Genomic DNA, 14019 nt, shown 5'->3' with positions numbered 1-14019 from the left:
AAACGGAGTTATTTTTTCACTAAAAAACTTAAAAAACTATAATAAGAGATATATTTAATCTCCGATTGAAAAAAGGAAAGACAAAATGAATAATATTTATGACAACAAAGATTTTTTTAAAGAATATTCAAAAATGCCTCGAAGTCGGAAAGGTCTTGGCGGAGCAGGCGAATGGCACCAGTTAAAAGAATTATTTCCGGACATGAAAAACAAAACTATTCTTGACTTAGGCTGTGGTTATGGCTGGCACTGCAAATACGCGGCAGAAAACGGAGCCAAACAAATCTTGGGTATTGATTTAAGCGAAAACATGATACGGGAAGCAAAAAAGAAAAATAACGACCCTAAAATCAAGTATGAAGTATGCGGCTTGGATAACTTCTCTTATCCGAAAAACACATTTGACTGCGTAGTTTCAAATCTCGTTCTGCATTATATAAATGACCTTGATGAGATTTACAAAAAAGTATACAGAACATTAAAACCCGGCGGAACTTTTATATTTAATATCGAGCACCCGATTTTCACCGGAAGCGTAAATCAGGAATGGATTTATGGCTCTGACGGCAGTATTCAATACTGGCCAATAGACAATTATTTTTATACAGGAGAGCGGCAAACCAACTTCTTAGGTAAAGAAGTAGCTAAACAGCATCATACTCTGACCCAAATATTAATGGGTTTAATAAAAACAGGATTTCAGCTCGAGGCGGTTCAGGAAGCGGTTCCGCCGCCTGAAATGATGGATATTCCCGGAATGTCGGACGAGCTTAGAAGACCAATGATGCTGCTTGTAAAATGCAAAAAATAAGTTAGCAGAAGTCTTCGTATAGATAAAAATATTTTTATAACTGCAAATATTTTTACATCATTAAATTTTAAACACAACCCGCATTTTTTATGCGGAAACATATTAAACATTATATAAAAGGTGGTACTTATGAAAAAAATCAGTATGCTCTTAGTTTCTTTTATGATATTCATTACATCATCAGTATATACTTTCCCAGTATCTGCTGATTCAGTAACCGGACGTTTATTATATACCGATATTTCAGCATATATCAACCACTATCCTATACCTGCATATGCTTCTGACACCGGATATATTGTTGTTAAAGTCCGCGATTTGGAACACTATGGTTTCGACGTGAGCTGGGATGAAGAAACGCGCACTGCTAATCTTGATTTAAAAACTTCAGAAAATAATCAAACTCAGATTAGCGGCATAGATAACGTTATGCTCCCGGCCCAAAAAACCGGCATACAATATTCACGTTACACATTGAATGACACTAGGCTGATTTTTAACGGAAAAAGCATTGATGTATATAACGCATGCGGCTCCTCTTACATACGTCTGGAAGAACTTAATGAAGTTGGCGAAGTCTATTGGGTTCCTGAGCTTAAGGCTATGAAAGCTTGGATAAACGCGTTTTCTTCAACTGATTATGAGCCGCTGGCAAAAGCCTCTCCCGAACCAAAACCTATTATATCCGATTATTCATCGTATTACAATATAGATAACACCAGAAACGATTGGTGGTTTAGAAAAGCGCCCGGCTATTCTGAGATAGACAGCAGCGTGGTTTCTTTAATCTCAAATCATAAGGTAATATTTAGAGACACCGCAAGACCTAAAAAAATTTATTTGACGTTTGACGAAGGTTATGAGGAAGGATACACAAATCAAATTATTGACGTCTTAAACAAATATAATATACCCGCAGCATTCTTTATTACAGGCGATTATCTAAAAGAAAGCCCTGAGTTAGTTGAAAGAATGCTGGACTATGGTTATACAGTAGGAAATCACACTTTTAAACATCCTATCCTTCCGACAGTCTCTCCCGAATCCGCAGCTTATCAAATTTCAGAGTTATCCAATAGATTTGCTGAAATGTTTGGAGTTAATATGAATTATATTAGACCTCCTGAAGGAAGCTACAGCAGCCGTACTCTTCAGCTTGCGGATGATATGGGATATAAAACAGTTTTCTGGAGTTTTGCATACTCAGATTGGGATACTGCAAATCAAAAAGGAGCTGATACAGCATTCACGCAAATAGCGCCATATCTTCATGACGGCGCAGTAATGCTGCTTCACGCATGTTCATCTGATAACGCAAACGTTCTCGATCGTCTTATTCAATATATCTTATCCGAAGGTTACACATTCGGAAGCTTAGATGAAATTTGGGTATAAGTTAAGCAAACAATATTTATGTTAAAAAATAAACTGCAGAAAAATAGTTATCAAACAATAAATTGAATCAAAACATATATGAACAGTTCTTAATTTTGCCAAAACGGCTTAAATTTAAGAGCTGTTTTTTCTATTATCCTGCCTTATAAAACTGTTTGCTATAAACACTTTTAATTTTAAAATTATCTTTTATTTATAATTTTATTTAGAAACAATTTAAAATATCACAACTTGCTCCAAACATTATGCAGCTTAATCCGCATTAAAAAACATTAATTTTGATCATTATATTTATAAAGTTCTCCTCTACTTCCCTTATATTATCATAGAGACATATTATAGACACTTTTAAAAGCTCTGTTAAAAGTGTCTGAAGGGAAAACTGAACAAACGATAATATTTATAAACTGTGTCAGAGAAGATTATAGCAGACTCACTGGCGCTTAAACATAATCTTTTGTATCTATATTAATGTGCTGACCCTTATTAAAAATATATATTATATTAATATGTTCGTGCAAATGCTGATAAAAACTTAACTTACGCTCAAGGTGCTTTATAGTTATTTAGAACGTTTAAAATTTATAAAATGGAACCATTTTCAAGCCTGCCCAAAAATACTCATTACATAGCAATAATTGACTAAAACTATAATTTGTTTGACTGTTATTATACAGTGATTGATGTTAAAATACAAGTATAAAATATAAAATAAAAATAAAAAAACAGGAGGTATTTTTATGAAAATGAAAAGATGTATTGCTTTAATACTGACATTGGCAATGGCATTGTCATGCGTAGCGATATCGGCTTCTGCAGTCAGCATTGAAGATAATACAAACACAGAAAACAACCAGGTAAGTACAGCTGCCATTGACTATGGAACGGTAACCCAAAATTCTGACGGTTCGGTAATGCTCAATTTTGGACAAGATTCTATCACCGTTAAAGGCAACAGGGGTGATATTGTTACCGACTCAGAACACGGCGGAATTTTAAGACCGGATAATCTCAGAACCAATGACGACAGTATTGCGATTCTCACATTGCCAAGTGTAAACTTGAAAAATTCCGGATACGACAAACTTGACTTATACGTTGCCAGCGAGAAAAACGCTGCAGTTGTTGTAAAAGCCGGAGATACAGAAATTGCTTCTATAAGCAATATTAACACCAGCGGCTGGGAGACTTTTAATGTATTTACTCAAACTTTGACTACAACCGATGCTGAAGGTCTTATCACTCTTAACATTACTGGCGAAGGTGCAAATACATACTGCGGAAACTATATATATGTAAAACTATATAACAGTCAAGCGGCAACCGCCACGCCAAAGCCTACAACTGACCCGAACTTGCCAACTGCAACACCGGCCCCGACAACTGACCCAAATCAGGAAACACCAATCTACCTTGATACAAATTACACATTTGAAGAACGCGCGGCTGACTTAGTTTCAAGAATGACCCTTCAAGAAAAAGTTTCACAGATTGGATACAAAGCATCTGAAATTCCGCGCCTCGGTGTATCTTCATATAATTATTGGAGAGAAGCTCTGCACGGAGTAGCAAGACAAGGCAAAGCAACCAGCTTTCCTTCACCTCTTTCTATGTCAAATACATGGAACCGTGATTTGGTATTTCAAGTAGCCGATGCTACTTCAACAGAAGCACGAGCCAAAAATCCGAATACTGACTTATCATATTGGAGTCCAACCGTAAATATGGCAAGGGATCCACGATGGGGCAGAAATGAAGAATCTTACGGTGAAGACCCCTACCTTACAGGTCAGCTGGGAATACAATTTGTTAACGGAATGCAGGGAGATGACGAAAAATATTTAAAAACCATCTCAACATTAAAACACTTTGCAGCAAACAATAACGAAAAGAACCGCCGCGGCGGCTCATCAGTAATGACTGAATATAATTTTAGAAATTACTACACAAAAGTATTCCAAAATATAGCTGAAGAAGCAATGCCTGCTTCAGTAATGTCGTCATATAACGCTACAACAATATATAGAAATGGAAAGCTTTTATATAACTATAAACCATCATCTGCAAATCCATATCTCTTAACTGACCTTTTAAGAAGAAATTGGGGCTTTGACGGATATGTAACAAGCGACTGCGGAGCCGGTGAAGATATGATTAAAAATACGGCCTATAAGCAAGGTATGCTTGGTTCAAGCAATGTTTCTAACGCAGAAGCCATTGCACAGCCATTTCTCTCAGGTATGGATATAGAATGTTATTTAGGCGGAGGATGTGCTGCTACTACTAACGGTGTTGAAGCTGTTGAAAAAGGATATATGAGTGAAGAATACCTTGAGACAGTTGTATATCATCTTTTCTTGCAGAGATTTAGAACAGGTGAATTTGACCAAGGCTCAAGATACTCAGATATTACAAAAGACGAACTGGAGAAACAGGAACATGTTGACATAGCTGAAAAAGCGGCTGAGCAGTCATGGGTTCTGCTTAAAAATGATAATGATTTTCTCCCTGTTAAAAATACAGCCTCCAAGGTAGCTGTTGTGGGAAACTTAGCAAACAAACTTGTTCTTGGTGATTATTCAGGAACTCCTACTGATACAGTTACTCCGATAGAAGGTATCACTCAGGAATTTAAAAACGTAAATAAAGATACAGAGGTTGAACATCTTGGTGCAGTTTCAGAAAATGAAAAACTCTTTAATGTAAAGAGCATCACTCTTGTATTAAAGAATGGAAAAACAAGAAATGTAGATATCTCAAAAGCCAAAAATGTTAGTGGAATGACACTGTCAAACGGACAATTTGTAAATATGACGCCAAAAGCTTCAGCCTATATCCCAAGTGTGGACTTTAAAGATGTTGCTTCTGTTAAAATTGAAATGGCAACAGGCACACAGATGGGCGGCTCATTTAATATATCATACGGTCAAGGCGGACCTACCGTAGCATCGGTTTCATCACAAGCTACAGCTGACCTTAACACATATATTTCTTGTGAAGCTGCATACACAGGCGAAGACGGCGGCTATAGTGATGTTGCAGATATGTATATTACCGCAAGCCCGGCAATAGCTCCATTCTCAGTTGAAACATATAAAAATGAACTTGACGCTGCAGATGTAATTATCGCATACGCCGGAACTATACCTAAGCAGGAAGGTTTTGGAGACGCGGATTCTTCTGAATCCAAAGACAGAAATGATATTAATCTTCCATCTCACGAGGCTCATGTTCAGCAAATCGCAGAAGCTTATCCTGAAAAGACTGTTGTTGTAATGCAGACAGTAGGTCAAATGAATGTGGAACCATTCATGAATAAATGTAAAGCAATTCTTTGGACCTGCTACAATGGACAAACGCAAGGTACAGCATTAGGAAAATTATTGACCGGACAGATTAATCCGTCAGGAAGACTTTCATCAACCTGGTATAAAAATGCCGATATTTCAAAAATGGAACTTGCAAACTCATCCAAAAAGACTATTGACGGCATTGAAGGATACTATACAGACTACAATATCCAAAGTGACGGAAAAAATCCGGGCCATACATATCAATATTATACCGGCGTCCCAATTTATCCATTCGGTTATGGTCTCAGCTATACAAATTTTGAATATTCAAATATGAAAATATCCTCCGAAAATGCAGATGCAAACGGAAATTTAACATTTAGCGCAGATATAAAAAATACCGGAACTACATCAGGAAAAGAAGTTGCTCAGCTGTATATTTCACATCCGCAAACAGATTCAATTATACCTGCTAAACAGCTTAAAGGATTTGAAAAAATAGAGTTAGCTCCCGGTGAAAGCAAAACTGTTGAATTTAAATTAAATGTTAAAGACTTAAACTTATTCAGTGAAAAGGATCAAAAAACATATGTTCCTAATGGCACATATACCGCAATAATTGGTAAAAATGCTTCTGACGCCAACGCTTTGACAAAAAACTTTAACGTTACAGGAACCCTTGAGTCAACTCTAAAAACTGTAAAAACGATGCCGGACGGTATAACCGTACACGGTCTAATCCGCGAAGATGGTACAGGTTTGGAATCGATAACAAAAATCGACTCAAAACTTTCTGCTATAATGACAGATGAAGTATGGGTAGACCTTAAAAATGCAGATGTTATATATCAAAGTTCAGATTCAAACATCGCGGCAGTAGACGCTAACGGTATAGTAACATCAGGGGTAACAGAAGGTATCGCAACAATTACCGCATCTGTCACTGTAAACGGTATTACAAAATCAGATTCATACACAGTTGTAAATGAACTAAAAATTAGACCTAGCATGGAAGAAATAGCTGCAGCGAAAGCAAACCTCAAAACAGCATATGATAAACTTCCCAGACAGGCTTATTCTGAATCGAATCTTGCAAAGATTGACGATATTTACAATAACGCAGTTTCCGCTTTAGATGCAGTCACAACAAAAGATGATTTAAGCACAACACTTGCTAAAGCAATCAACGACCTGAATTCAATACCTATGGATAATCTAAAAAATGACTACAGCATTATATCAGAAAATCCAAAATATATAGAAAAAGGCGTTATAGATTATCGCGAAGACGGAATACCAATGTATGACGGAGCAGCCGGAACTGTTACGAACGCTTCTCCATATACAGGAATACAGCTTCAAGCTTACGATAAAGATGGCAATGCTATTGATAATTCAAAACTTGTTTGGCAGATACAGAAATTTGACAACTCAATCCGAAAAGTTGCCGACATTAACAGCGAGACAGGTGTTCTTACTGTATACGGAAACGGAATAGTTCAAATAACAGCAGCCAATATTGAATCAATGACCTGCGGCCTTCTAATGGTTCAAATCAATATGCAAGTTGAAGGCGAATATGCCGATAATGGTAACGGAGCAGATTTGACAGACGCACAATCCGGTACCAGCGGCGGTCTTGACGCCGGAAGCACAGGAGATGCATGGATTGAATACAAGTCGATTAAACTTTCTAATTTAAACAGTCTAAAAGTGAGATATGCGGGCAAAAATGCCGGAACAATATACGTAAGTCTCGATAAAAATAAGAATTCAGAAAACCTTATTGCCTCAGCTTCCGTACCAGCTACAGGAGCCTGGAATAAATGGTCCGAGGCAGAATTAAATCTTGACCACGGAGTTCTGAATGACGCTCTGTTAAATGGAAAGCTTGACAAATACGGATGCGCAACCGTCTATATTCAGACTAACGGAACCAATTTGGACTACTTTAGAATGAATTATATAGAAAACAATGACGATGAACCATATGTAATCGATAAAGTATTAAACAAAACAAACGGAAATATGAAAGTGACACTGAGCTACCGCGGCAGCACACTGTCATCTCCGGTTACTATGATATCAGCGCTTTACAGCCCTGACGGCGCTCTCAAAAATATGTTAACAACTGAAGTTAACGGCTCAGGTGAATATGAAATTTCTACCGGAGCCAAAGACGGCGATAAAGTCAACTTATTTATATGGAACAGCTTGAATGAAATGAAACCGCTCAGTCAAAAAACAGAAAAAACATATAAAACGCCGGCTGACAGCGAAATAGTAGTTTATTCACTTGACAGCAAGGATTACGACTATACAAAATTAACCAGTCCATCAAATTCAACAGATGGTGAGCCCTATGGAACAGTTAATGGTTTAAGCGGATACAGTTCACTTGAAAATTCCTCCAGCAGCTGTAAATACACATATACGGATGTAAATGAAAAAACCTATGACTATACCTTTACAAAAGCTTGGAAAGGCGGTATGGGACACGAAACTCAGCGCTGTTTATACTTCACTCCTAAAGCTCCATGTAAAGTAACAGTTTTATTTGACGGCGGAGAAGGACGCGAACAATATATTGTTCAAAACGGTGTTAAACTGGCAACCGGAAGATCTGTATCTGGTAAAAAGACAGCTTTCAGCGCTGAGATAACCGATATATCCACACCGGTTTATACTTACGGAAGCGGAAGCAATAAGTTTGTATCAGCAATAATTGTTGAGTATTATGGAACTTCGGCTTCGAACACAAACACCGAATTAAATGATAATAGCATACAAGATTCTAACACCAACAATAACAATACGGAAGCAGCCGGTGAAGACAGACCTGTACAGTTCACAAAATGGGGAAACACTGACGTGGTTCTTACCAAAAACGATGTGACCGGCGAAACAAAAGTATTTACTATAGCTGCAGGCGGCATTCGCATGCAACTCAGCACTGACTTTTTCTATGAATCTGACATAGATTTTCAATATGGAGATAAGTTCACCATAAACAATTTAGCTGAATATAAGGGCAGACTTTATGCAGGATGCGACGATGGATTAGTTATAGTTTTCACTGATTGCATGAAGTGCTACAAGCTAAAAAAAGCTGCGGACATAGATATTAAAGAGATGAGAATAGAAAACGGCATAATGTACGTTAGTGACGGAAATAAAAATATGGAAATCAACATGAGCGACATAGGCGGAGATTCCATAGAAGCCGATGAAGCTGAGACTCTCGTATATAATGGCGGAATATTTGTCGACGTACGTTCTGCAGAAGAATTTGCAGAAAAGTCTGTTGAAGGCTCAGTAAATATTCCGGTCGACACGATTGAAGAAGGTCTCTCGGCTTACAGCAAAGACACAGTTTTGATTTTCTACTGCAGCGCCGGCTCAAGAGCTGAAAAGGCACTGAAAACGGCAAAAGAAATGGGATTTACAAACGTTTATAATCTCGGAAGCATAGACAAACTGATATAATTTATTGTCAGCAGCATTTGAGATTAAAAATTCATTCCTTTCATAAATTTTATAGGGAACCGGAATTCGGTTCCCTATTTTTTATTGTATTTAAATCAAAAATTGGCTATAAAATACTATATTTTTCAAAAACATTTTACAAAAAACAGCGCTCTTTTCAGGCTTTGACATTGAAAAGAGCGCTGTTTTCGCGCAATTATAGAGTTTTTTGTATAATTTATTATCACGACTTTATTCTTTTACAACCCTACAACTTTAATTTATTTCTAAACAAATTAAAAACTAAAGATTTTCAACAATCTTATCGCCCATTTCTTTAGTTCCCAGGAGCTTTCCGCCTTCATCCATTATATCAGCAGTTCTGTATCCATCGTTCAACACTTTAGTTACCGCGCTTTCAACCGCTTTGGCCTCATTCATTAGTCCAAAACTGTCTCTAAGCATCATGGCGCATGATAATATTGTGGCAATAGGATTAGCCTTATTTTGACCTGCTATATCCGGGGCGCTTCCATGAATAGGCTCATACATACCAAAAGTGCCAACTCCCAAAGAAGACGATGGAAGCATACCTATAGAACCTGTTGTCATGCTGGCTTCATCAGACAATATATCACCAAACATGTTTTCAGTTACTATAACATCAAATTGAGCCGGATTTCTGACAAGCTGCATAGCACAGTTATCAACCAGCATATCCTCAAACTCAACAGCAGGATACTCCTTGGCAAGCTTGTGCATTACTTCGCGCCAAAGTCTTGAGGTCTCAATAACATTTGCCTTGTCAACGCTTGTAACTTTCTTTCTGTCACGCTTCATTGCAAGATTAAATGCGACTCTGCCTATTCTTTCAATTTCTTTTTCAGAATATTTTAACTCATCATAAGCCTCTTCACCATCATTGCCGCTGTGACGTCTTCCTCTGTCGCCAAAATATAATCCGCCGGTAAGCTCTCTAACAATCACCAAATCAAGTCCGTCTTTCGATATTTCCGGCTTTAACGGACATGCGTCTGCCAATGCATCATGTAGTTTAGCGGGTCTTATGTTAGCAAAAAGTCCAAGTTCTGAACGGAGCCCCAAAAGCGCTCTCTCAGGTCTTAGATTGCCAGGGAGAGTATCCCATTTTGGTCCTCCTACAGCTCCCAAAAGTACCGAATCGGACTCCTTTGCTATTTTAACAGATTCCTCAGGAAGAGGCTTTCCTGTCTCATCAATAGCACAGCCACCGGCAAGAATATCAGTATATTCAAAGCTATGACCAAATTTTTCACCTATCTTATCTAAAACTTTTTCAGCCTCGGTAATTATCTCAGGTCCGATTCCGTCACCTTTTACAACTGCTAATTTAATATTCATCTGACATCATAATCCTTTCAAATTCACTAATGCAGCCTTTGCCGCATTCTTATCATGCTTGTTTATTTTCTGTAATGGTAAAATCTAATAATTCATTATTCCGGCGGCAAAACCCAACTGATAAAATAATGACTAATACCGCCGCTAATATATATACTAATTCTCTTTAGTTATAGAGTTAAGCAGTCCGTTTTTATTTATTATGTCTTTTATAAATTCCGGGAACGGTTCCGCCTTGAACTCCTTGCCAGTCGTTATATCTTTAATCACACCGGTATCAAAATCCACTTCAACCTCATCACCCGGATTTATATTTTCTGCCGCTTCACGGCATTCCATAATCGGCAAACCAATATTTATCGCATTACGGTAAAAAATCCGGGCAAAAGTAGCGGCAATAACACATCCGATTCCCGACGCTTTAATCGCTATTGGGGCGTGCTCACGAGATGAGCCGCAGCCAAAATTGTTGCGTGCAACTATTATATCTCCCTGCTTCACATTATTAACAAAATCTGAATCTATATCCTCCATACAATGAGCCGCCAGCTCCGACGGATCAGACGAATTCAAATATCTAGCCGGAATGATTACATCAGTATCAACGTTATCCATATATTTATGGACGGTTCCATGTGCTTTCATTTGAAAAAACCTCCTTATTATAGTATCAATCTATATTTCTATAATTCATCAGGACTGCAAATATAACCTTTGATTGCCGAAGCCGCAGCCACTACCGGGCTTGATAAATAAACCTCGGATTTCGGATGGCCCATACGTCCCACAAAGTTTCTGTTAGAAGTAGAAATCGCTCTTTCTCCCTCTGCCAGAATACCCATGTGTCCGCCTAAGCAAGGACCGCAAGTCGGAGTAGAAATTACACAGCCTGCGTCCATAAATATATCAAACAGACCCTCGTTCATAGCTTCACGATATATCTTCTGTGTGGCCGGAATAATTATAGTCCTGACATTCTTTGCTACATGTCTTCCTTTAAATACCTCAGCCGCTTTTTCCAAATCCTCAAGTCTGCCATTGGTACATGAACCTATAACACACTGGTCAATTTTAACTTCTCCAACCTGGTCGATTGTCTTTGTGTTTTCAGGCAGATGCGGAAATGCAACAGTTGGTTTCAGCTCAGACAAATCAATGTCATACACCTTCTCATACTCTGCGTCTTCATCAGCAGTATACACTGTATATTCACGGCTAACCCTCTCTTTAAGATAAGCCTCGGTTATATCATCAACCTCAAATATTCCATTCTTTCCTCCGGCTTCTATAGCCATATTTGCCATAGTAAGACGGTCGTCTATAGATAAATATTTAAGACCGTCTCCGGTGAACTCCATAGATTTGTAAAGAGCTCCGTCAACGCCAATCATTCCAATTATATGAAGAATAACATCCTTGCCTGAAATCCACTTTCCGGGCTTTCCGGTAAGATTAAACTTCAAAGCAGCCGGAACCTTAAACCAAGCCTCACCGGTAGCCATACCTGCTGCCATATCTGTTGAACCAACCCCGGTAGAAAACGCGCCCACCGCTCCATATGTACAAGTATGGGAGTCGGCTCCTATAATAACCTCACCCGGAGCCACCAAACCTTTTTCAGGCAGCAGTGCGTGCTCAACGCCCATTTCGCCCACGTCATAAAAATTAGTAACATCTCTCTCAACAGCAAACTCACGGCACATTTTACAATGTTCCGCCGACTTAATATCTTTATTAGGCGTAAAATGATCCAAAACTATAGACACTTTATCCTTATCAAAAACTTTTTCAAAGCCTGCCGCTTTAAACTCCTTTATTGCAACCGGAGTCGTAACATCGTTTCCCAATACCATATCCAGTTTTGCACGGATTAACTGTCCTGCTTTAACGTTGTCAAGACCGGCATGTGCGGCAAGAATTTTCTGAGTCATTGTCATTCCCATATCTTTAACCTCCTGTTTCCTGATTTATTTTTTCTTCTTCCTTCATCAGCTTATATTCCACAGACTCAACTAGAGCAATCCAAGACGCGTCAATCACATCTGTGGATACTCCGACAGTAGTCCAGCTTCCGCTCTCATCGGAGCTTTCAAGCAAAACCCTAACTTTAGCGCCCGTAGCTTTCTGCGGCTCCAGCACGCGAACCTTATAGTCCGTCAGATGAACTCCGCTGAGCTCAGGATAAAATCCTTCAAGCACCCTTCTAAGCGCCCCGTCTAAAGCGTGCACAGGTCCGTCTCCCTCCGCCGCCGTAATCTCAGTTCTGTCTCCGACAGTGATTTTAATAATAGCTGAAGAACTAAAATTATTTCCATTAGGCTGGTCAACTGTTGTCTTAAAATAATTCAAATCAAAATACTTCTTTTTCTCACCCAAAACCTCTTTGACCAAAAGCTCAAAGCTGGCTTCAGCCGCCTCAAACGAATACCCTTCATACTCAAGCTGTTTAACTCGCTTGCATATCTCAGAGGTTTCAGCAGAATCCTTTGTAAGCACCGGGGCTATTTTCTGTATCTTTTTAAGAACCGTGCCGCGGCCGGCAACCTCGCTCATCAAAAATCTCCGTTCATTCCCAACGCTTCCGGGCGCCACATGTTCAAAAGATGACGACTCTTTTGTGACTGCGTCTATGTGCATACCCGCCTTATGTGAAAAGGCCGAACCGCCGACATACGGCATACCTCTGTATAAAGGCTGGTTAGCTACCTCTGAAATCCAGCGCGCGGTTCTGGTAAACCTTTCAAGATTTTTTTCGGGCACACAATTATAACCCAGCTTTATTTGAAGATTAGGTATAATAGTAGAAAGATTTGCATTTCCGCACCTTTCTCCATATCCCAAATACGTACCCTGAACATGTTCTGCACCGGCCTGAACCGCCGCAACAGTATTAGCCACAGCGCAGCCGCTGTCATTATGACAGTGAATACCTATAATGCTGTCTTTAAATATATCGCAGGTTTCCGCAGTAATCTCAGCTACTTCAAACGGCAGACATCCGCCGTTAGTTTCACAGAGAACCAGTCTGTCAGCCCCAGCCTCCGCGGCAGCCATCAAAGCCTTAACCGCATATTCCGGGTTTCTCTTATATCCGTCAAAATAATGCTCGGCATCAAATATAACTTCCTTGCCCCTGCTTTTAAAAAACGCGACAGTATCCGAAATCATATTGAGATTTTCATCAAGGCTGGTCTTGATTATATCAGTTACGTGCATATCCCAGGTTTTGCCAAACACAGCCACCGCTTCTGTTTCCGCCGACAATAATGACAAACAGTTTTCGTCATCCTCAGCTTTTATATCTTTACGCCGGGTGGAACCAAATGCTACAAGCTTGGCGTGTCTCAAAGAACCTAAATCAATTTCTTTGAAAAATTCCAAATCCTTAGGGTTGGAACCCGGATTCCCGGCCTCAATATAATCGGCTCCCACATAATCCAAGGCTTTTACTATATTAAGCTTATCCTCAACCGAAAATGTTATCCCCTCGCCCTGGGCTCCGTCTCTTAAAGTAGAATCAAATACCTCTATGTTCTTACCAATATGTCTGTCAGTTAAATCCAAGCCGTTTCACCACCATATCTGCAGGCAATTTAATTCGCTATTATGTACCAAAAAGGGTTTTCACAGACTGTTATAATTACAAAACAATCTCTGTAAAAACCCTCTGTTTTT

General features: G+C 39.0%; 7 protein-coding genes. 3 read left to right on the top strand and 4 right to left on the bottom strand.

Annotation, left to right across the window (positions count from 1 at the left end):
- The first annotated feature begins 85 nt into the window (after window positions 1-85).
- The 3 genes from B9O19_RS09180 to B9O19_RS09170 all read left to right on the top strand — a co-directional run bounded on the left by B9O19_RS09180 (window position 86) and on the right by B9O19_RS09170 (window position 8985).
- A complete protein-coding gene (locus B9O19_RS09180) occupies window positions 86-811 on the top strand; it encodes a class I SAM-dependent methyltransferase (RefSeq protein WP_102366135.1) in 726 nt (241 codons plus the stop codon).
- Window positions 812-940: 129 nt separating this feature from the next.
- Entirely contained in the window at window positions 941-2206 is a 1266-nt protein-coding gene (locus B9O19_RS09175) for a polysaccharide deacetylase family protein (RefSeq protein ID WP_102366134.1), read from the top strand.
- A gap of 740 nt (window positions 2207-2946) precedes the next feature.
- Window positions 2947-8985, top strand: coding sequence for a glycoside hydrolase family 3 C-terminal domain-containing protein (locus B9O19_RS09170; RefSeq protein WP_102366133.1), 6039 nt, complete (start codon window positions 2947-2949; stop codon window positions 8983-8985).
- A gap of 282 nt (window positions 8986-9267) precedes the next feature.
- Here B9O19_RS09170 and leuB read toward each other — a convergent pair whose 3' ends face one another.
- The 4 genes from leuB to cimA form a co-directional block, all read right to left on the bottom strand.
- A complete protein-coding gene (gene leuB / locus B9O19_RS09165; protein ID WP_102366132.1) occupies window positions 9268-10344 on the bottom strand; it encodes a 3-isopropylmalate dehydrogenase in 1077 nt (358 codons plus the stop codon).
- A gap of 156 nt (window positions 10345-10500) precedes the next feature.
- A complete protein-coding gene (leuD, locus tag B9O19_RS09160; protein ID WP_102366131.1) occupies window positions 10501-10989 on the bottom strand; it encodes a 3-isopropylmalate dehydratase small subunit in 489 nt (162 codons plus the stop codon).
- Window positions 10990-11027: 38 nt separating this feature from the next.
- A complete protein-coding gene (leuC, locus tag B9O19_RS09155; protein WP_102366130.1) occupies window positions 11028-12287 on the bottom strand; it encodes a 3-isopropylmalate dehydratase large subunit in 1260 nt (419 codons plus the stop codon).
- 4 nt (window positions 12288-12291) lie between these two features.
- Window positions 12292-13908 carry a citramalate synthase gene (cimA, locus tag B9O19_RS09150; protein ID WP_245862912.1) on the bottom strand — a complete coding sequence of 539 codons (1617 nt, stop codon included), beginning with the start codon at window positions 13906-13908 and terminating at the stop codon, window positions 12292-12294.
- Window positions 13909-14019: the final 111 nt, after the last annotated feature.

The sequence above is a fragment of the Monoglobus pectinilyticus genome (assembly GCF_002874775.1).
GTDB lineage: Bacteria > Bacillota > Clostridia > Monoglobales > Monoglobaceae > Monoglobus > Monoglobus pectinilyticus.
This window is presented reverse-complemented; position numbering and strand designations above follow the sequence as displayed.